At 60.9% G+C, this 23,311-nt stretch carries 22 protein-coding genes and 1 riboswitch; of the genes, 3 read left to right on the top strand and 19 right to left on the bottom strand.

Translation table 11 applies throughout. The features are described 5' to 3' along the window. From RIN56_01915 to RIN56_01895, 5 genes are all read right to left on the bottom strand, one after another. Positions 1 to 1,581 (bottom strand): DEAD/DEAH box helicase, encoded by a 1,581-nt coding sequence (locus RIN56_01915; protein MDR7865539.1) that lies wholly within the window; start codon positions 1,579 to 1,581, stop codon positions 1 to 3. A 55-nt stretch (positions 1,582 to 1,636) separates the two neighbouring features. After that, positions 1,637 to 2,890 (bottom strand): competence/damage-inducible protein A, encoded by a 1,254-nt coding sequence (locus tag RIN56_01910; GenBank protein MDR7865538.1) that lies wholly within the window; start codon positions 2,888 to 2,890, stop codon positions 1,637 to 1,639. 226 nt (positions 2,891 to 3,116) lie between these two features. Then, positions 3,117 to 4,442, bottom strand: coding sequence for a 30S ribosomal protein S12 methylthiotransferase RimO (gene rimO / locus RIN56_01905; GenBank protein MDR7865537.1), 1,326 nt, complete (start codon positions 4,440 to 4,442; stop codon positions 3,117 to 3,119). 18 nt (positions 4,443 to 4,460) lie between these two features. Next, a complete protein-coding gene (locus RIN56_01900) occupies positions 4,461 to 5,492 on the bottom strand; it encodes an extracellular solute-binding protein (protein MDR7865536.1) in 1,032 nt (343 codons plus the stop codon). A 110-nt stretch (positions 5,493 to 5,602) separates the two neighbouring features. Next, the gene (locus tag RIN56_01895; GenBank protein ID MDR7865535.1) at positions 5,603 to 5,998 is read right to left on the bottom strand and encodes an immunoglobulin domain-containing protein; all 396 of its coding nucleotides are present in this window, start codon (positions 5,996 to 5,998) and stop codon (positions 5,603 to 5,605) included. 105 nt (positions 5,999 to 6,103) lie between these two features. On the opposite strand from RIN56_01895, the gene RIN56_01890 reads away from it, so the two are divergent. Then, positions 6,104 to 6,505: a hypothetical protein gene (locus RIN56_01890; protein ID MDR7865534.1), complete on the top strand. Its 402-nt coding sequence runs from the start codon at positions 6,104 to 6,106 to the stop codon at positions 6,503 to 6,505. Between the two features lie 150 nt (positions 6,506 to 6,655). Here RIN56_01890 and RIN56_01885 read toward each other — a convergent pair whose 3' ends face one another. The 14 genes from RIN56_01885 to RIN56_01820 form a co-directional block, all read right to left on the bottom strand. Then, complete coding sequence (locus tag RIN56_01885; protein MDR7865533.1) at positions 6,656 to 8,554, bottom strand: YgiQ family radical SAM protein; 1,899 nt, start codon at positions 8,552 to 8,554, stop codon at positions 6,656 to 6,658. Between the two features lie 52 nt (positions 8,555 to 8,606). Next, a complete protein-coding gene (locus RIN56_01880; protein ID MDR7865532.1) occupies positions 8,607 to 9,383 on the bottom strand; it encodes a DUF4115 domain-containing protein in 777 nt (258 codons plus the stop codon). Then, a complete protein-coding gene (mnmH, locus tag RIN56_01875) occupies positions 9,371 to 10,432 on the bottom strand; it encodes a tRNA 2-selenouridine(34) synthase MnmH (GenBank protein ID MDR7865531.1) in 1,062 nt (353 codons plus the stop codon). The genes RIN56_01880 and mnmH overlap by 13 nt, the downstream gene beginning before the upstream one ends. 69 nt (positions 10,433 to 10,501) lie before the next feature. Beyond that, positions 10,502 to 12,664 carry a DNA translocase FtsK 4TM domain-containing protein gene (locus RIN56_01870; GenBank protein MDR7865530.1) on the bottom strand — a complete coding sequence of 721 codons (2,163 nt, stop codon included), beginning with the start codon at positions 12,662 to 12,664 and terminating at the stop codon, positions 10,502 to 10,504. Positions 12,665 to 12,767: 103 nt separating this feature from the next. Then, the gene (locus tag RIN56_01865; protein MDR7865529.1) at positions 12,768 to 13,001 is read right to left on the bottom strand and encodes a YlzJ-like family protein; all 234 of its coding nucleotides are present in this window, start codon (positions 12,999 to 13,001) and stop codon (positions 12,768 to 12,770) included. Beyond that, the gene (locus RIN56_01860) at positions 12,998 to 13,771 is read right to left on the bottom strand and encodes an ATP-dependent Clp protease proteolytic subunit (protein ID MDR7865528.1); all 774 of its coding nucleotides are present in this window, start codon (positions 13,769 to 13,771) and stop codon (positions 12,998 to 13,000) included. The genes RIN56_01865 and RIN56_01860 overlap by 4 nt, the downstream gene beginning before the upstream one ends. 116 nt (positions 13,772 to 13,887) lie before the next feature. Next, positions 13,888 to 15,546: a ribonuclease J gene (locus RIN56_01855; protein ID MDR7865527.1), complete on the bottom strand. Its 1,659-nt coding sequence runs from the start codon at positions 15,544 to 15,546 to the stop codon at positions 13,888 to 13,890. Between the two features lie 228 nt (positions 15,547 to 15,774). After that, on the bottom strand, positions 15,775 to 16,656 hold the full coding sequence (gene dapA / locus RIN56_01850; protein MDR7865526.1) for a 4-hydroxy-tetrahydrodipicolinate synthase: 882 nt from the start codon (positions 16,654 to 16,656) through the stop codon (positions 15,775 to 15,777). A 38-nt stretch (positions 16,657 to 16,694) separates the two neighbouring features. Next, positions 16,695 to 17,915, bottom strand: a complete 1,221-nt coding sequence (gene dapG / locus RIN56_01845) for an aspartate kinase (protein MDR7865525.1) — start codon at positions 17,913 to 17,915, stop codon at positions 16,695 to 16,697. A 9-nt stretch (positions 17,916 to 17,924) separates the two neighbouring features. Beyond that, positions 17,925 to 18,956, bottom strand: coding sequence for an aspartate-semialdehyde dehydrogenase (locus RIN56_01840; GenBank protein MDR7865524.1), 1,032 nt, complete (start codon positions 18,954 to 18,956; stop codon positions 17,925 to 17,927). A gap of 21 nt (positions 18,957 to 18,977) precedes the next feature. Beyond that, positions 18,978 to 19,772 (bottom strand): 4-hydroxy-tetrahydrodipicolinate reductase, encoded by a 795-nt coding sequence (dapB, locus tag RIN56_01835; GenBank protein ID MDR7865523.1) that lies wholly within the window; start codon positions 19,770 to 19,772, stop codon positions 18,978 to 18,980. A 118-nt stretch (positions 19,773 to 19,890) separates the two neighbouring features. Further along, a riboswitch (Lysine riboswitch) is annotated at positions 19,891 to 20,067 on the bottom strand. A 258-nt stretch (positions 20,068 to 20,325) separates the two neighbouring features. Continuing rightward, complete coding sequence (locus RIN56_01830; protein ID MDR7865522.1) at positions 20,326 to 20,961, bottom strand: general stress protein; 636 nt, start codon at positions 20,959 to 20,961, stop codon at positions 20,326 to 20,328. Between the two features lie 80 nt (positions 20,962 to 21,041). After that, positions 21,042 to 21,326, bottom strand: coding sequence for a YlmC/YmxH family sporulation protein (locus tag RIN56_01825; protein MDR7865521.1), 285 nt, complete (start codon positions 21,324 to 21,326; stop codon positions 21,042 to 21,044). 8 nt (positions 21,327 to 21,334) lie between these two features. Further along, complete coding sequence (locus RIN56_01820) at positions 21,335 to 21,652, bottom strand: hypothetical protein (protein MDR7865520.1); 318 nt, start codon at positions 21,650 to 21,652, stop codon at positions 21,335 to 21,337. Between the two features lie 182 nt (positions 21,653 to 21,834). Between RIN56_01820 and RIN56_01815 the strand changes: the two genes are divergently transcribed. Beyond that, positions 21,835 to 22,050: a hypothetical protein gene (locus RIN56_01815; protein ID MDR7865519.1), complete on the top strand. Its 216-nt coding sequence runs from the start codon at positions 21,835 to 21,837 to the stop codon at positions 22,048 to 22,050. A gap of 70 nt (positions 22,051 to 22,120) precedes the next feature. Beyond that, positions 22,121 to 23,188: a peptidoglycan recognition family protein gene (locus RIN56_01810; protein MDR7865518.1), complete on the top strand. Its 1,068-nt coding sequence runs from the start codon at positions 22,121 to 22,123 to the stop codon at positions 23,186 to 23,188. Positions 23,189 to 23,311 lie beyond the last annotated feature (123 nt).

Here is a 23,311-nt window from a genome sequence, read left to right as displayed (position 1 = left end):
TTATCTTGCTTTCGCGGGTTCGACGTTTATCTTGTAGCCCTTGATGGTATTCTTGTGCATAGCGGCCACGACGCGTTCGGCCATGTCGGCCGGCACCTCCACGAAGGTGAACTTGTCGTAGATGTCGATGGCGCCGATAACATTGCCGGTGAGGTCGGCCTCTTCGGCAAAGGTGCGGACGATATCCTCGGGGCGGATCTTCTGGGCGCGGCCGATGTTGACGAACAGGCGGACCATGCCTTTTTTTCCGCCAGTGTCGGCGAAGGACGGCCGCTCGTCGTTCTTTTCCCGGAAGCCTTCGAGCAGCAGCTTGAGAGCGGCGGCGGCGATATCGAGGCCGTCGTAGTCGGCGGCCAGGTCGGCGACCACATCGTGGTAAGCGGTATAGTTGCCCTGCTCCATAACATAGACGAGGCGGCCTTTAAGCGCTTCACGCTGCCGGTCGAGAATATCGGCCGAGGAAGGCAGCTGATTGCGGATTATGCGGGTTTTGGTGAGTTTTTCGATCTCCTTGAGCTGGCGGAACTCCCGCGGCTCGATGAAGGTGATCGCGACCCCCTTCCGTCCCGCCCGACCCGTGCGGCCGATGCGGTGGACGTAGGATTCGGGGTCCTGGGGAATGTCGTAGTTGATGACATGGGAGACATGTTCGATATCAAGGCCGCGGGCGGCGACGTCGGTGGCGACAAGGATCTCCAGCTGGTTGTCGCGGAATTTCTTCATCACCCGGTCGCGCTGGGACTGGGTCAGATCGCCGTGGAGGCCGTCGGCCATGAAGCCCCTCGCCTGCAGGGAAGACGACAGTTCATCGACGCCCTTCTTTGTGCGGCAGAAGACGATCGCCCTGGCGTTTGTCTCCGTCTCCAGCACACGGCACAAGCCGTCGAGGCGGTCGCGCGTCTCATAGTAAAACTGGTCGATGAGGGGAACGGTGATATTCTCGCGGCTTACCGACACCTCCACCGGGGAGCGCATGTAGCGGTTGGCGAGGGATTTGATCGGCAGCGGCATGGTGGCCGAAAATAGAAGCGTCTGGCGCTCGCCGGGCACGCTCTTGAGGATGTCCTCGATGTCGTCGATGAAGCCCATGTCGAGCATCTCGTCGGCCTCGTCGAGCACCAGTGTCTGCACATGGCCCAGTTTGATCGTGCCGCGGCGGATATGGTCGAGCAGGCGGCCGGGGGTGCCGATGACCACCTGGACACCGAACTTGAGCGCCCTGATCTGTCTGTCGATCGGCTGGCCGCCATACACCGGCAGGGCCTTGATGCGGCGAAACTTGCCGATTTTGGCCAGTTCCTCGGCAACCTGGTTGGCCAATTCGCGGGTCGGGGTGAGGACGAGCGCCTGCACCTGACGGCTGTCGGGGTTGAGTTTTTCCATGATCGGGATGCCAAAGGCAGCCGTTTTGCCGGTGCCGGTCTGGGCCTGGCCGAGGACGTCGCGACCGGCGGCAACGAGGGGAATGGTCTGGGTCTGGATGGGCGAGGGCTCCTCGAAGCCCATTTCGGTGATGGCGGCAAGGATTTTTCTGCTGAGCTGAATGCCGCCGAAGAAGCCTGATTCGGTACTGTGTTTCAAGAATGCTTTCCTCCTAATATGTAGATGGTGTATATTGTGGTAATGCCGGCGCCGGTTATAAGGCGCCGACGATGTACTGGCGCAGATGATTCAGCGCCGCCAGCGCCGTGCGGTGCTTGATGAATGAGCGTTGGCCGGAGACGCCGGTAAAGGTGTGTTCGAAGCAACTGGTGCCCGCCGGCCCGGTGACGGCGATGTAAACGAGGCCGACAGGCTTACCGGGCACGGCGCCGCCGGGGCCGGCGATGCCGGTAATGCCCACGCCAAGGTCAGTCCCGAAACGGGCCCGTATGCCCTCGGCCATAGCCGTGGCGGTCTCGGCGCTGACAGCGCCGTGGGCGGCGATCGTCTCGGCCGGCACGCCGACTGCGGCCGTTTTGACGTCATTACTGTAGCATACCACTGAGCCGGCAAGATATGCGGAACTGCCGGGCACATCGGTGATTCTGCTGGTGACGAGACCGCCGGTGCACGACTCGGCCAAGGAGAGCGTCAGGCGCTTCGCGGTGAGGTAGCGGCCGATGACCGCCTCGAGCGTGTCTTCGTCCTCGCCGAAAATGTACTCGCCGATGCGCTCGCGCAGCTGCCGCTCAAGGTCGGCGATCAGCGCCTTGGCTTCCGCGTCCGACGAGGCTTTGGCCGTCAGCCGCACATGGATTTCGGCGTTCCTGGCCAGCAGGGCGATGGTCGGGTTGCCCTGATTTTTGATATAGTCCTTGATACGCTCTTCGAGCGACGACTCACCGAGGCCGAAGGTGCGCAGGACTTTGGAGAGGATGGTCCCCTGGAGGCCGAAACGCTCGCTGAGGTAAGGAATCACAGCGTTCTCAAGCATGTGCTCCATCTCGTGGGGCGGGCCAGGCAGGTGGATAACGGTGTTCCTGTCGGTTGCGATCACCACGCCGGGAGCGGTGCCCCGCGCATTGTCGAGGACGATCGCCCCCTCGGGGATCATGGCCTGACGGATATTGTTGTCGGTCATGGTAAGGCGGCGGGAGGCAAAGAAGCTTTTTATGTTCTCGAGGCTGGGAGCGTGAAGGTACATGGTTCGTCCCAGCAGTTCGGCGGTCACCTCTTTTGTAATGTCGCCCTGGGTGGGGCCGAGGCCGCCGGTGGTGATGACGACGTCCGCTCTGGCAAGCGCAGTTGAGAGCACCTGGGTCATGCGAACCCTGTTGTCACCGACCGTGGACTGGAAGAGAACGTCGAACCCGATCTCGTTAAGCCGTCTGGCCATATACGGCGCGTTGGTGTTGACGATCTGTCCGAGGAGCAGCTCTGTTCCCGTGCTGACGATTTCCACTATCATATAATCACCCCGTATGATTGCTTCGCGGTTTTTTTCCGCGATTCCTTTTCTAAAGGCAAGAAAATAAAGTGCTTGTAGGCAGTTGATAAACCCCCATATACGTTGCCGGTCCGTCTTCGGCTCGCTTCGCCGTACTGCGCGCAGTACCGTCGCCGCTTGCTTCCTCGGTCCGCCAAGCATCTGGGGGTCATGAACGGGCCAATAACATTTCGAATGACATCCGGTATTATTCTTCTTCGGTTCGCTCCGCCAGCAGATCGTAAGCGAAGCCCTGGACAACACGGGCCTTTACGAATTCCCCCGGACCGGCGGCGGCGTTCTCCACATAGACGCGCCCGTCGACATCGGGAGCTTCGCGGTAGGAACGGCCGCGGGCCACCCCGTCCTCCTCCACCCCTTCAACCAGGACATCGAGCACTTTGCCGGCGAGGGCGGAGCCGATCTCTTCGGAAATCTTGGCCTGAATAGCCATGAGCGCGTGATAGCGTTCCTGTTTGACCTCGTCGGCGACCTGGTCTGGGCGCCGGCCGGCGACGGTGTCTTCCTCCTGCGAGTAAGTAAAGACGCCGACATGGTCGAACCGCTGCGCGGTCATGAAATCGCGGAGGGCGGCGAAGTGCTCCTCGGTCTCGCCGGGGAAGCCGACGATAAACGACGTGCGGATGGCGACGCCGGGAAGGGCGGCGCGGAGCTTCGCCAGCAGCCGCTCGATGTCGGTGCGGCTGTCGCGCCGGTTCATAGCGGTGAGGATATCGTCGTGGGCGTGCTGGAGGGGCAGATCGACGTATTTGCAGATTTTCGGTTCGGCGGCGATGAGGTCGATCAGTTCGTCGCTGAAATAACGCGGGTAGCAGTACAGCAGCCGCAGCCACACCAGCCCTTCCACCTTGACGAGCGCCCGCAGAAGCTCGGCGAGGCGGGGCTGGCCGTACAGATCGCGGCCATAGCTGGTGGTGTCCTGGGCGATCAGGCTGATTTCCTTCGCTCCCTGGGCGACAAGGCGTTCGACCTCCGCGACCACCGACTCGATCGGACGGCTGCGGAACTTGCCGCGCAGCCGGGGGATAACGCAGTAAGAGCAGCAATTGCTGCAGCCCTCGGCGATTTTGACATAGCTGCTATAGGCCGGTGTGGTTACCAGCCGGGGCATGGTATGATCGTAGATCGTCTCGCTGTCGCCGGCGATTACGACGCGGCGGCCGGCGAGGGCGGCGTCGATCGCCTCGCCGATACGATGCCAGGCGCCGGTGCCGACAATGGCGTCTACCTCCGGCAGTTCGTCAAGCAGCTCCTGACGGTAGCGCTGGCCGAGGCAGCCGGCGACGATCAGTGCCCGGCAATCGCCGTCCTGCTTGTAATCGGCCGCCTGCAAGATTGTGGCGACCGACTCCTCCTTAGCGGAGTCGATGAAGCTGCAAGTGTTGACGATTATGATCTCGGCCTCGCCCGGATCGTCGGTTATTTCTATCTGACGCGCGGCCAGGAGGCCGAGCATAACCTCGGTATCGACGAGGTTCTTCGCGCAGCCGAGGCTGATGAATCCTGCTTTCAGAAATGCCCCCCCTTTCCGCTAGCGTGGGCTGAGGCGCACCGTTTGCACCCACTTGTCCAGCAATTTGGTTTTCTGATCGGGAGAAAGAACGGCCTTGGCCGGAAACGGCATGATCTTCCTGGCGTTGTTATCTTTGGCGAATGCGTTCTCCGGGTTCGTGGGGATTAAGAAAACCTTATTCTTCATCAGCACCATCTGGGCGTCGTCGCCTGTCAGCCAGTCGATAAACCTGCCGGCTTCGACCGCCTGGGGGGCGCCCGCCGTCAAAGCGGCGCCGGTGATGCTTATCGCCGTGCCGTCGGCGGGCACGATAATCTGCAACGGGAAACCGTCATTGATATAACGGATAGCTTCGCTCTGGACCGTTATGGCGATATCGGCCTCGCCGAGGCCGGTCATGCGCGACGGGGTAGCCAGAAATTTGGCGTACTGTGCGACGGCGGGGTGAAGCTTGGCCATATAGGCCAGGGTCTCTTCCTCCCCCTTGGCGGCCGCCATCGAATAAAGAAGGTTGGCGGCCTGGTCGGCGACGAGAAAATCTGTCATAACAAAGCGGACGCCGGCCGTTTGCGGCAAATCGGCCCACTTTGCCGGCGGCTGGGGCAGTTTCTTGAGGAAATCGCGATTGGCGGCGAAAACGATAGGGTCGTACCACAGCCCGGTCCAGAGGTCGTTTTCCTCGCTGAAGCGCGCCGGGATAATATCGGTCTGGACCGAGGAGTAAGCGGCCAGGAGACCTGAGTTTTTGGCCGCGTCAAGCGTGGCGACGCCCGCCAGCACGACATCGGCCCGCGGGGCGGTTTGTTCCGTCTTTAGCTTGACAAACAGGTCGGCTGACGCCAGCGGCACGATACTGACGCGGACGCCGGCCGTTTTTTCGAACTCCTGGGCGAGGGCGGCAGCCTGATCGACCGGGATACTCGCGTAAACGACGATAGTTTTGACATTCTCCGGGCTCTGCCTGCTGGCCTGGCCGGCGAGGAAGGTGCCGGCCACGGCAGCGACCACGAGCAGGAACGATATAAGGAGCAGCGGTAAATAACGCCGCATGAAATGTGCCTCCAGCGCATAAAATATTAGTTAACGGTCTTAACTACTATACCCTGTATCTATTCGGCGCGCAACTGAAAAATCCTAGCTGCAGACGAAAACGGTGGCATTTATACCACCGTCAGCGGATAAGATGCGGAAGCCACTACGTTTTCCCGTGAGTCGGTAAGCGTAACCCGCACCTCGTAGGTGCCGTCGTGGGTGAAATCGACATCCTCCAGCAGCAGGCTGTTCACCTGGCGGTAGCTGGCGTCGGCCAGCGTAAAGGGGCCGTTATCGCCGCTCGCCACTATCCGGCCGTCGGGGGCGACGATTTCGCTTCTCTCCCTGTACCAATCGGTGTCTCCGCCCGCGCCGCCCCGCCAGATGGTCAGGATGGTGAAGGGCTGGGAATAACCCATCGTGTACTGGGTGAATTCGTTATGGATGTCGTGGTGGCCTTCGCTGTCGGTAGTCACCCCCTCGCACAGCAAGGCGGCCTGCAGGTACGGCTGGCTGTGGCCCATGGTTCTCCCCCATCTCCGTCAAGTAATCGCGTTAAAGTTATTCCCAACAAAGGCGCAATTAATGTATAATAGGGGCGACAAGAAACAGGAAAGGCAGTGGTAGCCGTGCAGTACCGACCCTTCTGGTTCAGGTTTTTCGACCCCAGGCTGACGGGGGGGATAATCGCCGTCGCCATCTTCATGGCGCTGCAGGCCTTTGCCAATATCTTCGCCCTGGGCACCTTAATCGCTCAACAGCAAATGACCACCGTGCCCTTCCACGTTCTCGCCGCCATCCTGTACAGCCTCTCGACGGTCGGCTTGCTAAAAGTCAACCGCAAAGCGCGCTTCCTCGCGCTCGTCATCGCCATTCTCATGGTGATCCAGGGCGGGATTATGATGCTATACATCAACCTGCTCGAAGGCATGGTCACCGTCGTGCTCTATGGACTGTCAGCCATATGCCTGCTCTCCGCCAAAAGCCGCGCCGTCTTTTATCCGCCGGCGGCAAACGACGCAAAAAAATAGACATACGCAATAAAGTCAGACTGGTGAGAAAGGCCCAGATGCGAGGCGCACCGGAAGAGCGCGCCGCGCGCGTACTTTGGGACGTACGCAAGCAAGCGCTCTGAGGAGCAACGCCGCAGATGGGCCTTTATCGACAGTCTGGAGCCAGGGTCAGCGTACCCTGGCTCTTTTCGTTTCCCGTTTACCCTTGCCGCGGCCAGGCGGCAGGGTGCGGGCCTTCTTCGCCGGCGGTCCTTGCGGCCGCCCCCCTGGCTGCCGCGGCGGCCTTATGAGGCATTTGTCGTCAAAACCGATGAGATCCTGGCGGCCGGCCTTCGTCAGCGCCTCCAGCACCAGCGGATAGTTCTTCGGGTCGCGGTACTGTAGAAGGGCCCGCTGGAGCCGCTTTTCGCGCGGGTCCTTGGCAACATGCACCTTTTCGCCGGTCAGCGGGTGGAGACCGGTGTAGTACATACAGGTGGAAAGGCTGCCGGGGGTGGGGATGAAATCCTGGACCTGCTCGGGGTGATAGCCCATATCGCGCAGAAACTCGGCCAGTTCGACCGCCTCGCGCAGGCCGGAGCCGGGATGGCTCGACATCAGGTAAGGCACGAGGTACTGTTCCTTGCCAAGTTCGGCGTTCATGCGGCGGAAGGCGTCCGCGAACTTCAGATATACCTCCTTGCCCGGTTTGCCCATCAGGCGGGTAACTTGGGGAGCAATATGCTCAGGGGCGATTTTAAGCTGGCCGCTGACATGGTGCTGGCAGAGTTCGCGCAAAAACTCGTCGCCGCCCTCGGCGAGCAGGTAATCGTAGCGGATGCCCGAACGAATAAAAACCTTCTTTACCTTCGGCAGCTGCCTGAGCGACCTGAGGAGCGACAGGTAGTCGCCGTGGCCGGCGTCGAGGTTGGCGCACGGCGCGGGATGGAGGCAACGGCGGTCCTTGCAGGCGCCGCGCTCGGCTTGAAACCGGCAGGCGGGCAGGCGAAAGTTGGCGGTCGGCCCGCCCACATCGTGAATATAGCCCTTGAAATCAGGCAACTCGGTCAGTAGCGCCGCTTCGCGCAGGATCGATTCGGCGCTGCGGGTCTGGATTATCCGCCCCTGGTGGGAGACGATGGCGCAGAACGAGCACCCGCCGAAACAGCCACGGTGGCTGACCAGGCTGAACTTTACCTCCTGGATGGCGGGCACGCCGCCGGCTGCGGCATATACCGGGTGATACGTCCGCCTGTATGGCAGATCGTAGATTTCGTCCATCTCGGCGGTCGTCAGCGGGTCGGCCGGCGGATTTTGCACCACATACTCGCCGCCGTGAGGCTGGACCACCGTTTTGCCGCGGATGGGATCCTGCTCGTCATACTGCAGCTTAAAGGCGGCGGCGAAATCCCGCTTGCTGGCGCTGACCGCCTCGAACGCGGGAATCTCCGCATAATTCCACAAATGTTCCAGGGAAGACGCCCGGTAGCAGGTGCCCTTCACGTCGCGGATGGCCGAAACCGGGATGCCGGCGGCAAGCTGGGCGGCAAGCTCCTTGATCTGCTTCTCCCCCATGCCGTAAACCAACAGATCGGCCTTGCTGTCGACCAGGATGGAGCGGCGCACGCTGTCCGACCAGTAGTCGTAATGAGCGAAACGCCTCAGACTGGCCTCAATGCCGCCGATAACGAGCGGCACATCCTTCCACAGCTCGCGGATGCGGCTGGCGTACACGAGGGTGGCCCGTTCCGGACGGAGGCCGGCCCGGCCGCCGGGAGAATAATCGTCGTCCGAGCGGAACCGCCGGGCGGCGGTATACTTGCTGAGCATGGAATCGAGGTTGCCGGCCGAGACAAGCACCGCCAGGCGCGGCTTGCCGAGGGCTTTGAAGGCGTCGGTCGACCGCCAGTCGGGCTGGGCGATGATGCCCACGCGCCAGCCCGACTTCTCCAGCAGCCTGCCGATAATCGCCGGGCCGAAGCTGGGGTGGTCTACATAGGCGTCGCCGCTGACGAACAGGAAATCGAGCCTGTCCCAGCCGCGTTTGTCCATATCCGCTTTGGATATCGGCAGAAAATCGTTGTTCATTGTCCGCTCCGTCGGTCAAATTAATGAAGGCTGTTATCCACAGCCTTCATCGTCATCTCTGCGTACCGGTAGTATTTACGGTGAAAGTCTTGCTTATTACGTCTCCGTCCCCGCCGAGCCGCCCCTGGGGCTGGCCGTTGTAGGTGAGATCGACGCCGGCGGCGTTGCCGAGGTGGACGGTCATCGTCTGGTTGGCGTTCCAGGTGAAGGTCTCCCCAACCCGCGGGATGCCTTCGTACAACTCGCGATCATCGGCGGTCACGCGAGTCCAGCAGTCGGCGGTGTACTTGGCGACGACCACGATCGGCCTTGCCGCCGGGGCGGGAGCGGGCGTTTTCTGGGGCGCGGGCGCCGGTGCCGGTGCCGGTGCGGGCTGGACCTGGACTTGGGGCGGTTTGGGCTGCGGGGCGGGCGGTTGGTTCAGGTGGTTGAAGACCGCCCAGGCGGCGCCGGCGATGACAGCCAACACCACCAGGACCATCACCCAACGGCCGAGCGAACCGCTCTTCTCCTCCTCCCGGCCGGCCTCCACCTTAGGCGGCATGGCGGACGGGGCAGGCGCTGCAGGCGCAGCGGCCTGGGGAGCCTGCGGCTGGGGAGCCAGGCTTTCGCGGTAAACATCGAGCGCCTGCTGGGGATTGAGCCCGAGGAAGGACGCGTAATTACGAATAAAGCCCTTGAGGTACACTTCTCCCGGCAGCACGTCATACTTGCCGTCCTCGATCGCCTGGATATAGATAGCGCGAATGCTGGTAGCTTTCTCGATATCCTTGACGGTCAAATTTTGCTTTTCCCGCTCGGCCCGCAGGAGCTCGCCTACTGTCGGCAACGGATATCCCCCCTTAGAGTATTGAGATAATCTATTATACCGGCCGCCGCCCGGGAAAAGTCCGCGGCGTCGACCTTAAAGGCATAGTCGGCGGAATCGGCCGCTTCGTAACCGTACAGCGGATCGTAATAATCGGTCAACAGAGTGCGGACGACATCCCGCACCTCGTCGGCGGCAAAGGCGGCCAACAGCCGGTCGGTCTTGGCCGCCCCGAGGCGTTTGCGCAGCGCCAGGATACTGGCGTGGATTTCGTCGCGGCGGGAGTTGTAAACATCGAGGTATTCTTCGATAAGACGCGTGACCCTTGTCTCGATATCGGCGTAGGCGAGAATCTTCGGCCCCTTCTTCATGGCCGCGAACAGCGCCTCAGGCGTGTAGACATTGCCGATGCGCTTGCTCTCGCACTCCACCAGTATATAGGGCGCGTCGTTATAACGGATCAGTTCCCGGAGGATGAGAGCGTCGAAATTCTGGGCGGTAGCCGGTTTGCCGAGTCCCACGCTGCCGAACACCGAACCGCGGTGGTTGGCGAGCTTTTCAAGATCGATAACCGGCACACCTTGTTCCTTGAGGAGCGAGAGCAGCGTCGTTTTGCCCACGCCGGTCGAGCCGCACAAGGTGACAACAGTCGGTTTGAGGTCGAAGGCTTCGAGGGCTTCGAGCACATAACGGCGGTAGGCCTTGTACCCGCCAAGCAATTGGTACGCCGGAATCCCCATGATTTCGAGGATGCCGACGACCGATTTCGAGCGCATGCCGCCGCGCCAGCAGTAGACGACGACCTCACGGCCGCTCCGGTAATGGGCGCGAATGCTGCCGACCAAATCCGGCAGCTTGGCGGACACGATTGCCAGCCCCTGCTGCTTGGCTTCCTCCGGTCCGGTCAGCTTGTAAATCGTACCGACCTCGCCGCGCTCCGCGTCGTCGAGCAGGGGGATGTTGATCGCGCCGGGAATGGCGCCGTTCGTGAATTCCGACGGCGAGCGCATATCGATGAATATGGGGTTGTCAAGTTTAAGGGCGTCAGCCAAATCTATTACTCTGTGCAAAAAGCAATCACCACATCTAGGAAAATCATATTTATTCTGCCCGCAACGACGGCTTTTCAAGCATCGGCGCTACTCCTTGTTGAAATAGCGGTTGTTGACCTGGTCGGTCGTCATGAGAATTTCGCGGGCTTTGCTGCCGATATTAGGGCCGACAATCTTCATCTCTTCCATCATGTCGATCAGCCGGGCGGCGCGGGTATAGCCGACGCGAAACTTGCGCTGCAGCATCGACACCGACGCCTGGCCTGTTTCCAGCACCATGCGCACCGCTTCCTCAAGCAGTTCGTCCTCCATCGTTTCACGGCCCTGGCGGTCGCCGTACTCGACGAAGTTGGTCACCCCTTCGGTGTATTCCGGATCGGTCTGTTCCTTGAGATAGGCCACCAGTTCCTCCACCTCGTTGTCGGCGATAAAGGCGCCCTGGACGCGGAGCGGCTTCGAAGCACCCGCCGGGTAGAACAGCATGTCCCCTTTGCCGAGCAGCTTCTCGGCGCCGGCCATATCGAGGATGGTGCGCGAGTCGACCTGGGAGGAGACGGCGAATGAGATGCGCGAAGGGATGTTGGCCTTGATGGTGCCGGTGATGACATCCACCGACGGCCGCTGGGTGGCGAGCACGAGGTGGAGACCGGCGGCCCGGGCCATCTGGGCGAGGCGGCAAATGGCGTCTTCGACATCCACCGGGGCGACCATCATAAGATCGGCAAGCTCGTCGATGATGATGAGGATGAGCGGCAGGCGCTCGTCGGGCAGCAGCTCGTTGTAGCGGGCAAAATCGCGCACCCCGGCGGCGGCGAACAGCGCGTAGCGCCGCTCCATCTCCCCCACCGCCCATCTGAGGGCCGCGGCGGCTTTCTTGCAGTCGGTCACAACCGGCGTCAGCAGGTGAGGAATGCCGTTATAATTGGACAGCTCGACCATCTTGGGATCGACGAGCAGGAATTTCACTTCGTCGGGGCGGGCCTTGAACAGGATGCTGACAATGAGAGTGTTGATACAGACGCTTTTACCCGAGCCGGTCGCCCCGGCGACAAGCAGGTGAGGCATCTTCGCCAGGTCGGCGACTATCGGCTGGCCGGCGATATCCTTGCCGAGGGCGACGGTAAGACGGGAGACGCCGCGCTGGAAGTCGTCGCTTTCGACGACCTCGCGGAGCGACACGGGGGAAACCTCCTTATTCGGCACCTCGATGCCGATGGCGGCCTTGCCGGGGATGGGCGCCTCCATGCGCACACCGTGGGCGGCGAGCTTCAGGGCGATATCGTCAGACAGACTGACGATGCGGCTCACCTTCACGCCGGCGGCCGGCTCAAGCTCGTAGCGGGTGACGGCCGGGCCTTGGTAGGCGTTGAGCACTTTCGCGCCAACCCCGAAATCGTCGAGGGTACTTTCCAGCAGCCGGGCGGTGTCGGTCAGCTCCTTAGTCGTCTTGAGAGACCGCGCTTTAGACGGTTTCCTCAGCAGCGACAAAGGCGGCAGCGAGTAGTGGGCAAGCGCCGCCGGCGCCGGCAGCGGCTGAGGGGCGGGTTTTTCGACCAGACGGAGCGAGGGCGCAGGTTCGATGTCCGGTTTTACGGCTAGCGGAGGCGGGGCTGTGGGCGGAGCGAATACCGGCGGAGCGTCGCGCTCCTGGTTGTAAAAGCTGCGTTCCCGGTCCGCGGCTGCTTCGTCGCGGGCTTTCTCGAGCGTAGTCGCAACCGCGTCGCGGGCGGTTGCAAGGCCCTTGCCGGCTTTGTTGCGGGCGGCGAGCAGCGTGCCGCCGATCGACCAGGCGGTCGCCAGCAGCAGCGAGGACAAAGCGACGCCGATCAGCACTATCAGGCCGCCGGAGACGCCGAACAATTTGCGGAGCGAGAACAACACCATGCCGCCGATCAGACCGCCGCCCGGCGTAAGGCTTTCGGGGAGCACCTCGCGGTCGACGGGAATTTTGAAATGATGGTAGATGGCCAGCGCGGTGATGTACACCAGCATCAGGCCCCAGAAGCGCAGCGAATAATGGACGGCTTTGCGCGTCCACACGTAGCGGGAACCCACCGCCAGCACGATGATCGGCAGAACGGGCGCGCCGGCGCCGAAGGAGTAGCGGAGGATTTTGGCGACAAAATCGCCCGCCGGGCCGATATTGAGTCCGACCAGACTGGCCAGAGTCAGGACGGCGGCGGTGACAAGAGCGATGCCGAACAGTTCGCACTTCAGCTCAGGCGTCAGCTCGGACAGGGATTTAGCCAAAACATACCACCTCAAGGGTGAAATTTCGCCGCAAGGCGGCGAAATCCTCTATTATCAGCGCAAATAAAGCGCTCCCATTGTTATTGGGAGCGCCTTCTCGTCCTTATTCGGGCGCCATCAGGGCCGGCTTGTACGTCAGCATCGTTCCCGGCTGAAGTTCGGGGCGCAGGTAGTCGTCCGGGGCGGTCGACAGCAAGCGGACGATGCGGCTCGCAAAAGGCGCCACCCTTTCCACCATCACCTTTGCGCCGGCCACTTCCGCCTCCTCATAGACGGAGCCCTTCTCAAAACCGTCGAGCACCAGCTCCATCGGCAGCACCGTCCACAGCACACTCATTGCCTTAGCCCCCTGCCGGCCTCTTTGCTTACCCGGATGAGCTCGCGCAGCTTGGCCAACGCCTGGGATACGCCGCCCACGCCGTTGATGAGGCCCATCTGCACGGCGTCGCCGCCGACGACCGAAGTGCCGATATCGCGCGATAACTCGCCGGTCTTATACAGCAGTTCCTTCCACTTCTTCTCGGAGATGCCGGAATGAACGGTGACGAACTTATTCACTCTGTCCTGCATCTTCTCAAGGTAGTCGAACGAACTCTGGGCGCCGATAACCAGCCCGGTGAGGCGGATCGGGTGGATGGTCATCGTGGCGCTTTCCACGATGAACGAATAAGTGGCCGAAGTGGCGATCGGCACGCCGATGCTGTGACCGCCGCCGAGGACGACCGATACCGAAGGCTTGGACATGCTGGCGATCATCTCGGCGATCGCCAGACCGGCCTCGACATCGCCGCCGACGGTGTTGAGCAGCAGCAGCAGGCCCTCGATCTCCGGGTTTTGCTCAATGGCGACCAATTGGGGCATGATGTGCTCGTACTTGGTCGTCTTGTTCTGCGGCGGCAGCACCATATGGCCTTCGATCTGGCCGATAATGGTCATCACATGGATATTGGTTTTGGCGGTCGGCACCTCGGTGGCGCCCAACTCCTCGATATTCTCCGTCGTCGCATTCTTCTTCGCCCGCCGCTGCTTGGGCGCCTCGGCCGGACCCTGGGGGTGAGGATGTTCGGTGCCGGGCTGCGGCACGACAGGATTGTCGCTTTGTATCATCGTTGTCCCTCCCGTTCCTTTTCATAAATAGTATGGAGGCACAAGCGACAAATAATACAATAGATACAAACGCTAAAAAGCGGCCAACCATACGGTTGGCCGCTTTGCGGCGATTATCAGACTTCCATAATAATCGGTAGAATCATCGGCCGGCGGCGGGTCCGCTCGTAGAGGAACTTACCAAGAGCGTCACGGACGCCGGTTTTGATTGTCGCCCACTCGGTGACGCCGCTGTTCTCGAATTTCTCGAGGGACTGTTTCACCTTTTCGCGCGCCTCGTCCATCAATTGCTCCGACTCGCGCACATACACGAAGCCGCGCGAGACGATGTCGGGCCCGGCCACCACGCAGGCGCGCTGCTTGTCCATGGTGACGACCACGATGAGGATGCCGTCCTGGGAAAGCTGCCGCCGGTCGCGGAGGACAATATTGCCCACGTCCCCCACCCCGAGGCCGTCCACCAGCACCTTGCCGGCGGTGACCTTGCCGGTCATGGCCCCTTTTTCGGCGGTAAATTCAAGCACATGGCCGTTTTCGGCGACAAAGATATTCTCCCGCGGCATGCCCAGCTCGTGGGCCAGCTTGGCGTGCTTGACAAGGTGGCGGAATTCGCCGTGCACGGGGATGAAGAACTTCGGCCTGACAAGATTGTGCATCAGCTTGAGTTCTTCCTGGCTGGCGTGGCCGGAAACGTGAATGCCGGATGCCGACTCGTAGATGACGTCGGCGCCCTGGCGCAGCAGGAAGTCGATCGTCCGCGAGACCATTTTCTCGTTGCCGGGAATGGGCGTGGCCGAAATGATGATCGTGTCGCCGGGCACAATGTCGACCTTCTTATGATCGGACATGGCCATGCGGGTGAGCGCGGACATCGGTTCGCCCTGGCTGCCCGTCGTCATGATCACGATCTGCGAGGCCGGGTAGTTGTTCATCTCGTCCACATCGATAATGACGCCTTCCGGGGCGGTCAGATAGCCGAGCTCCATGGCGATGTTGGCCACGTTGACCATGCTGCGCCCGAGGATGGCCACCTTGCGCTTAAACTTGCAGGCCGTGTCGATCGCCTGCTGGATGCGATGGACATTCGAAGAGAATGTAGCGATGATAATCCGGTCGCGGGCCTTGCGGAAGGCGTCGTCGAAGGTCGCCCCCACCACCCGTTCGCTGGCCGTATACCCGGTCCGTTCGGCGTTGGTGCTGTCGGCCAGCATCACGAGGACACCCTGGTCGCCAAGCTCCGCAAAGCGGTGGAAGTCGGTCACGAGATTGTCGACCGGCGTCTGGTCGAGCTTGAAGTCGCCGGTATGGACGACCGTGCCGACAGGGGTCTTGATCGACAGCGCCACCGCGTCGGGGATGCTGTGGCTGACCTTGATAAAGCCGACCTTGAAAGCTCCAGCCTGGATCTGATCGCCCGGTTTCACCGGGACAAGCGAACTGTTGGACACGCCGTTTTCCTTGAGACGGCCTTCGAGGATGCCCAGGGTGAGGCGGGTGCCGTATACCGGCAGGCTGAGCTGTTTGAGGACATACGGCAGGGCGCCGATATGGTCCTCGTGCCCGTGGGTCAGGAAAATGGCCTTGACCATGTCCTTGTTCTCAAGGAGATACGTGATGTCGGGGATGACAAGATCGATGCCGAGCATGTCATCCTCGGGAAAGGCCAAACCGGAGTCAATGACGATGATCTCGTTTCCGTAACGGATCACGGTCATGTTCTTGCCGATCTCCCCCAGTCCTCCCAGCGGGATAATTTGCAGTTTTCCCTTAGACAATAAAGAAAACACCTCCGAGCCGGCCCGTGGCCGGCAAAATAAGTCGTGTTATGGGATTAGCCGCTCTTGACAAAAAAAAGAAACTCTTCGACCGCTCCGTACACTTCTAGTATATTATAGCCTACTTGAAGCCGCAGAGCAAGGAGCATCTTACAGCACGTCGCTATTATGCGCAGAAAGGGGCCGGGTGATAACGAAAAGCCCGCTCGTCAGAGCGGGCTTTCCTCATTACAGGGCGCCGATTTCCTGCATAACCTTCCTGATCTGCTCGGTTTCGGCCGCCGTCGCCGCGATGAGGGGCTGGCGCAGAGGGCCGGCGCCGAGTCCGGCGAGGTTGACGGCCGTTTTCACCGGGATGGGGTTGGTCGTGATGAATATAACCTTGAAGAACGGCAGCAGCTCAAGGTGAATATCGCGGGCTGCGGCGACATCGCCGGTGAAAAAGGCAGCGATCATGTCCTGCATGCGCTTGGCGACGATATGGCCGGCCACGCTGACCACGCCGACGCCGCCCACTGACAGAATGGGGAGCGTGAGGCTGTCGTCGCCGCTGTAGACCATGAAATTCTTGGGCACGCTGCGGACGATCTCCGATACCTGGTCGAGGTTGCCGCTGGACTCTTTAACGGCCACGATATTCTTGATCTGCGCCAGGCGGGCGATCGTGGCCGGCAGGATATTGCTGGCGGTGCGGCCGGGGACGTTGTAAACGATCAGCGGCAGGCCGGTGTTGTCGGCAATTGCCTTGAAATGCTGATAATAGCCTTCCTGCGGCGGTTTATTGTAATAGGGGCCAACGACCAGCGAGCCGTGAACGCCCAGTTTCTCCGCTTCCTGGGTCAGGGCGATCGAAGCGCGGGTGTCGTTCGACCCCGTGCCGACGATGACGGTCGCCTTGTCGCCCACCGCGTCGAGCACGGTCGCGAACAATTTGAGCTTTTCCTCTTTGCTGAGGGTGGCCGCTTCGCCGGTGCTGCCGGCGACCACCAGGCCGTCATTGCCGTTCGCCACAAGATGCTTGGCGAGGCTGGCCGCCGCCTGGTAATTGACGCTTAGGTCGTCGTGGAACGGGGTTACCATCGCGGTTAGAATACGTCCGAAGGCTTTCACGTTATCCTCTCCCTTTCAGCGGAAACTTTAATATATCGTCAGTCCGCCAGGCCGAATTTTTCGTGCAGGGCCTTAACGGCCTGCTCCACATCGGCTCTCTTGACCAGGACGGAAATCGACGTATGGGAATCGACGGTCTGCAAAATGGGGATGTTGTGCAGCGACAGGGCCTCGACGAAGTTGGCCATGACGCCGGGCACCTCGTGGATCCCCCCTCCCACCACCGACACCTTGGCGCAGTCGTGGCGGGCCTCGGCGTTGTAGCCGAGCTTCTGCAGCCTGGCGGCCGCCTTGTCGGCGACATCCTCGGCCACGGTGAACATCACCTGACCGGGGTGGACGTTGATGAGGTCGACGCTGATCTTGCTGTCAGCCAGGGCGCGGAATATCTTATGACTTTCCGTGGGGGTGGCGTCCTGATCGAGGGCCACCCGGAGCTGGACGATGTTGGGCAGAAACGTCACGCCGGTCGCGATCCTTTCGGTCACGACGTTTCTTTCCGGGCCTTCCTTGGAAATGTTGGTTATCAGCGTGCCCGGCGCGTCAGAAAATGTCGATTTGACGACCAGTGGAATATTCTTCTGCATGGCGATCTCGACCGCGCGGGGATGAATTACCTTCGCGCCCTGGTGGGCAAGCTGGGCGACCTCGTTATAGCTGATAATATCGAGGATCTTCGCGGTGGGAACGATGCGGGGGTCGGCGGTCATGATACCGTCGACATCGGTGAATATCTCGACAACCTCGGCCCCGAGCGCGGCGCCGAGCACGGCGGCGGTCGTATCGCTGCCGCCGCGGCCGAGAGTAGTGAACTCGCCGTCGGCCGTGATGCCCTGGAAACCGCACACCACCGGGGTTTTGCCCATTTTGAGCAAATTCATTATGCGCGACGGATCGACCTTCATTACGCGCGCGTTGTTAAAATTGTCGTCAGTGGTTATGCCCGCCTGCCCGCCGGTAAGCATAACGGCGTCGAGATCGGCGGCCTGCAGCACCCCGGACATGACCACGGCGGAGATTATCTCGCCGCAGTACATCACATGGTCGAGCTCGCGGGCGGCGATCCCGCGGTAAGCCGTACGGGCAAGGTCGAGGAGAGTATCGGTGGCGTAGGAGTCGCCCCGCCGGCCCATCGCCGACACGACCACCACCGGGGTATACCCCTGCTCGCGGGCCTGGCTGATCTTGCCGACAACCATTGCCCGGACCTCAGGTGATGCCACCGACGTGCCGCCGAATTTCTGGATGATGATGCGCATGCTCACACCTCAAATTTGATTATGTTCGATCATATACTCGGCAATCTGGAGAGCGTTGAGCGCCGCGCCCTTGCGGATCTGGTCGCCCACCACCCACAGATTGAGGCCGTGGGTAACTGTGCCGTCCTCGCGGATGCGGCCGACAAACACTTCGTCGCGGCCGGACGTGGTGAGCGGCATAGGGTAAACCTGCCTGGACGGATCGTCCTCGACAACCACACCGGGGAATGCGGCCAGCAGTTTTTTCGCATCAGCGGCCGACAGCGGCCCGGACAGTTCGAGGTTCACCGACTCCGAATGGCTGCGGAAGACGGGCACGCGGACAGTCGTGGCCGTGACGGCGATCGACGGATCGGCGAGGATTTTCTGGGTCTCCTGAACCATCTTCAGCTCTTCTTTACTGTAGCCGTCGTCCATAAACACATCGACTTGCGGCAGCAGATTGAAGGCGATCTGATAATGGGCCGGCAGGCCGGCGCTCGGCAGTATCCTGGCCTCGACAGGCTTGTTCTCAGCCACGGCCTTCACCTGATCGTTGAGCTCGTCGATAGCCTCCTTGCCGGCGCCCGAAACGGCCTGGTAAGTGGAGACCACCACCCGTTTTATCTTAACCGCGTCGTGGATAGGCTTGAGGGCCATGACCATGATAATCGTTGAACAGTTGGGGTTGGCGATGATGCCTTTGTGCTCCTTGATCGCTTCGGGGTTGACCTCGGGCACGACCAGCGGCACTTCGGGGTCCATCCGGAAAGCGCTCGAATTGTCGATGACCACCGCGCCGTGTTTCACCGCCGCCGGGGCAAAAGTCTTGCTGGCGGAGCCGCCGGCGAACAGGGCGATCTCCACCCCTTTGAAAGAATCGGCGGTCGCCGCTTCGACCGTGTACTCCTTGCCGAGAAATTCGATCTTCCTCCCGGCCGACCGCTCCGAGGCCAGCAATTTGAGGTCGGCGAAAGGGAAATTGCGCTCGGCTATAAGCTGCAGGAACTCCTGGCCTACTGCGCCGGTGGCGCCGAGGATGGCTACGTTGTATTTGCGCATGATATTTGCCTCCGTGTATGCTTATGACATTATATTTTCGAGCCCGTAGACCAGGCCGTCGACGGTCAGCACCTTTTTGCAGGCCAGCAGCACGCCGGGCATGAAAGATTCGCGGGAAATCGAATCGTGGCGGATGGTCAACGTCTGGCCGAGGCCACCGAACAGCACCTCCTGGTGGGCGACCAGGCCGGGCAGGCGCACGCTGTGCAGGCGGATGCCGGCAAATTCCGCGCCCCGCGCCCCGGTCAGCTTTTCCACTTCTTTGGGGTGGCCCTGTTTCATCGACCCCCGCTGGGCCGCGATGAGTTCGGCGGTGCGGATGGCTGTTCCCGAAGGGGCGTCCAACTTCTGGTCGTGATGGAGTTCGGTGATCTCCACATACGGAAAATACTTGGCGACATTGACGGCCAACTGCATCATCAGCACCGCCCCCAGCGAAAAATTCGGGGCGACGATGGCGTTGCCGCGATGCTTCTTACAGAGCCCGCGCACCTCGTCGATATCGGCGGCTGAAATGCCGGTAGTGCCCACCACCGGGCAGACGCCGCTCGCGATGGCGGTGCGGATGTTGCCCATCACCGCTTCGGGGGCGGTGAAATCCACCATCACCTGGGGCTTGGTCTCACTGATAACCGTCGCCAGGTCGTTGCCTACTACCACCCCTATCTTCCCGACACCGATGAGGTCGCCCACATCGCCGAAATCGGAATTGACGTCCACGGCGCCGACAACACTGAGTTGTTCGTCCTTATGTACGGCTCTGAGCACTTCCCGGCCCATTTTGCCGTAGGCGCCGCATACCATGACTCTTATCATTGTGTCTCACCTCCCGAAAAATATGAGCAGCCGGCGAGCTTATCTCTCACCGGCTGACCGTTATGTACGGCAGCATCCATAGGAAAAATGAAAAACAACACTGTCTTTCAGATCACCTAGGAGAGATAGCGCTCCACCAAAGCTTGCTTTGGCGACAGTTTTGCATCTGTTCGATGCAAACCCAGTGGAAATGCAAGGCGGCATTTTCCACTTCGGCGGACAACCCTTTTCTTTCAGATCATCGACACCACTCTACCCTGAAAGTACTCTTGTTGCCCGCGCCTCTAACTCCCTGCGCAGGAATCTATTTATTTTACGTACATTGTATAATAATGGTTCCAGCGATGTCAACGCTTTTAAAAGAAAAGTTTCCGGCCGCCGAGAAGGCCCAATCTGCGGCGTTGCTCCTCGAAGCGCTTGCTAGCGTACATCCGAGTACGCGTCGCAGCGCCCTTCTCCGGTGCGCCTTGCATCTTGGGCCTTCTCGACGGCCTTTGCTCCTCATGTAGAAGTGTCGGCGGGGCTCGTAGTCGAGCCCCGCTTCACGGGCACCCTATTGCTGCTGGTTCTTCGTGCTGTGGCTTTCCACGTCCTTCGCGCCGCTCTGGCGGAGGATCTGGGCGGCCTGGTTGACCTTCTGGCTGTCGGTATGGATGACGGCCAGGATGCCGCCCTGGGCCACCTGCTGCTCGTAGCGGCGGCTTACTTCCGCCGGGATGCCCCAGTCGATCAGTCCCCCTGCCACCCCGCCGGCCACCGCACCGCCGAGAGCCGCGGCGATCGGTCCGGCGGCCACGATCGGACCCACGCCGGGGATAGCCAAAGCGCCGGCGCCGAGGATAAGACCGCCGATCCCGCCCAGCGTGCCACCGGTGAGGGCGCCGTCGGTGATATCGTCCTCGACGTACTCACCGCCCTTTTGCTGGCCGCCTTTCTTGGTCACGATGCTGATGTTCTCGTTGGTGAAGCCCTGCTGGCGGAGCGCCTGGATAGCCTGCTCGGCCTGATTTTTCGAATCGAACACCCCGATAACGGCCTGATTGCCCATGCCGCCCCCCTGACTGGAGGTCGCCTGCTGTCCTGCGGCCTGGCTGCCGCCGCTTCCGGTCATCATCCCGCTGGAATAACCGCTCAAAACGTTCTGACTGGTAGCTTGTCCCTGGCTCTGGTTGCCGGTCTGATTGGGCATCGACTGACTCCTCCTAACATTAAATGACAGTACTTGACATTCAATGTTAGTGTACCCGGCAAATCGCCGGGTATACCGCTTCAATCGTCGTCGTCGCGGCCGAGGACGGGAAACATTCGCTCATAGGCATTGTTGAGATCGACGATGATAACTTCGTCGCCGATGCGGCGGATGGTCTGCCAGGGCACCGTATGGGTCCGTTCGCCGCCCATCAGCGCCGTCAGGATGCCCCGCTTAGGCAGCAACAGGGCGTTTACGCGCCCCGTGCGGCCGTCGAACAGGAGGTCGCAGTCCTCGATGAAGCCGAGGCGCGCCCCGTCGCCGAGATTGATTACTTCCTTACCGGTGAAATCACTTAGCCGCACATCGTCACCTACTTATGGAGAATTTTCAGGAACAGGCGGGAAAATAAAGGCTGGACGATCGCCAGGACGATAGCCGTGACCGCCAGCGGATCGACCGCCACCGCCATCAGCGACACCTTTTCAGGCATATCCAGGCGCAAAAAAGATGTCAGGGCGACGATGGCGAGGTACACGCCGCCGGCTGTGGCGATAAGCTCCTGAAGGGCCGCAGCCACCGGCGACGACTTAGTCTCCACCCCGGCCACGCTGTCGCGGCGCAGGCGCACCCTGAGCCACAGGGAGAGCACGATGAGTGCGAGTAAAACGAGCAAAAGGACGATGACCATATCCATCCCTCCTGCCAACTCTTACCAATATTGTTATGCGTCGCCTAGCGCGAATATGCTTTGCGGCCAGCCGCCGGCAGACCGATAAAAACCTTTTATGCCCCTACGCCTGACCGCCAGGCAGGAATTGGCCGGGGTTATGAGAATATTACGAAATATAATAACTGCGGGGGTGTTGAGAATTGTTCGTAAAACATGAAATCGGTTACGCCACCAAACGGGGCGGCCAACTGTCGCTCATCGACGACGCTGGCAATCAGGCGCTGGTATATTTCGACTTTGCCAAAAGCGAAGACGGCACCGTCACCGGCCTCAAGCCCAAAACCAAAAACCCTGCCGAGCTTGAGTATCTCAATGCCAACGCCGCCGCCATCCTCAAAGAAGTAACGAACAAATAAAGCCGGGAGGCTGCGCAGGCGGCCTCCTCTTTATATCGCACGGCAGAAAGCCGTATACGGGGGAAACGCTATGCTCAAAACGATAATCGCCCTGCTGCTTCTGCTCTCGGTCTTCTCGCCTGTCTCCGCATCTGTCGGCATGAGCAGGGATGCGGCCGAGGCTCACTACGGGGCTTTCCGCCTCGTCGCCGACGGCGGCGGAAAGCTGTGGACGCGCGACGAATGGATGGCGCGCCCGGCGGAAACACCGCCAGCGGTCGAGTACGGATATCTTGCCGAAGCCGGCGGCCAGGCGGCGACGGTCTGGCTCACCTACGACCACAAAGACATCGTTCGCAAAACGACCGTCATCCTTGAGGGGTCGATAACCCTCCGCGACATCGGCCGCTCCTTCCCTGCCATCCAAAACATGGCTTCAGGCGACGGCAGCGAAACCTTCCTCATCCGCGGCTATCCCCGCGACCGGCTTGCCATTCGCGCCCCCCGCCCCGGCGGCGATCTCCTCGTCACCTTCCTTACCGGCGATAAGAAGGACACCACAAGGCTCAACACCCACTCGCTCATCCGGGGATTCACTAACGCCGCAATAACTGCCGCAGAAAAGGAGCGGATGCTGATGGCCGACGAAGACGGGACGCGGACCGACCGTGACGGCTCCTGGCGCCGGGTCGCGAATTTCCTCCGCCCCGGACTGCATTTCTCCGAGCGGCTAGTAGCCCGCCGCAACACCGACATGATCGTCATCCACCACACCAAGATCGAAAACATGACCGTCGCCTCCATCCACGATCTCCATCTGCGGAACGGCTGGGCCGGCATCGGCTACCACAAGATCATCCTCCCCGACGGTACGGTCGCCGACGGCCGGCCGGAATACGCCATCGGCGCCCACGCGCTCGGCGCCAATAGCCACAGCGTCGGCATCAGCCTCGTCGGCGACTTCGACGTCTCCCTCCCCTCCTCCGCCCAGATGGCCTCCCTCATCGCCCTGACCGCCGAACTGGCCGGCAAATACGGCGTCAGCGCAGCCAACATCGTCGGCCACCGCGACGTCTACAAGGACACCACCTGCCCCGGCAGAATCTTCCCCTGGGTGGATTTTAAACGGGAACTGGCTGTGAAGATGCGAACAAGATGAGCCTTTAAACTCTCGGCAATCGCCGAGGGTTTTGTTTTTATAATTTCCAGTATAGCCACAAATGTATATTTTTCGTGGAAGGATATACCAAAACTTCCGGGAAAATAGATTTATTGAGTCCAA

This window comes from Sporomusaceae bacterium, from assembly GCA_031460455.1.
Taxonomy (GTDB): Bacteria; Bacillota; Negativicutes; order Sporomusales; family UBA7701; genus Anaeroselena.
Note: the sequence above shows the minus strand (reverse complement) of the source record. Positions and strands in the feature narration are given on the sequence as shown.

Coding starts and splice junctions, on each gene's coding strand:
- RIN56_01810 (MDR7865518.1), top strand. CDS start 22,121: ATGCTCAAAACGATAATCGCCCTGCTGCTTCTGCTCTCGGTCTTCTCG.
- RIN56_01895 (MDR7865535.1), bottom strand. CDS start 5,998: ATGGGCCACAGCCAGCCGTACCTGCAGGCCGCCTTGCTGTGCGAGGGG.
- RIN56_01830 (MDR7865522.1), bottom strand. CDS start 20,961: ATGCCCAATCAGACCGGCAACCAGAGCCAGGGACAAGCTACCAGTCAG.
- RIN56_01840 (MDR7865524.1), bottom strand. CDS start 18,956: ATGCGCAAATACAACGTAGCCATCCTCGGCGCCACCGGCGCAGTAGGC.
- RIN56_01860 (MDR7865528.1), bottom strand. CDS start 13,771: ATGATACAAAGCGACAATCCTGTCGTGCCGCAGCCCGGCACCGAACAT.
- RIN56_01900 (MDR7865536.1), bottom strand. CDS start 5,492: ATGCGGCGTTATTTACCGCTGCTCCTTATATCGTTCCTGCTCGTGGTC.
- RIN56_01910 (MDR7865538.1), bottom strand. CDS start 2,890: ATGATAGTGGAAATCGTCAGCACGGGAACAGAGCTGCTCCTCGGACAG.
- RIN56_01820 (MDR7865520.1), bottom strand. CDS start 21,652: ATGGTCATCGTCCTTTTGCTCGTTTTACTCGCACTCATCGTGCTCTCC.
- dapB (MDR7865523.1), bottom strand. CDS start 19,772: ATGATAAGAGTCATGGTATGCGGCGCCTACGGCAAAATGGGCCGGGAA.
- dapG (MDR7865525.1), bottom strand. CDS start 17,915: ATGCGCATCATCATCCAGAAATTCGGCGGCACGTCGGTGGCATCACCT.
- RIN56_01885 (MDR7865533.1), bottom strand. CDS start 8,554: ATGAACAACGATTTTCTGCCGATATCCAAAGCGGATATGGACAAACGC.
- RIN56_01865 (MDR7865529.1), bottom strand. CDS start 13,001: ATGAGTGTGCTGTGGACGGTGCTGCCGATGGAGCTGGTGCTCGACGGT.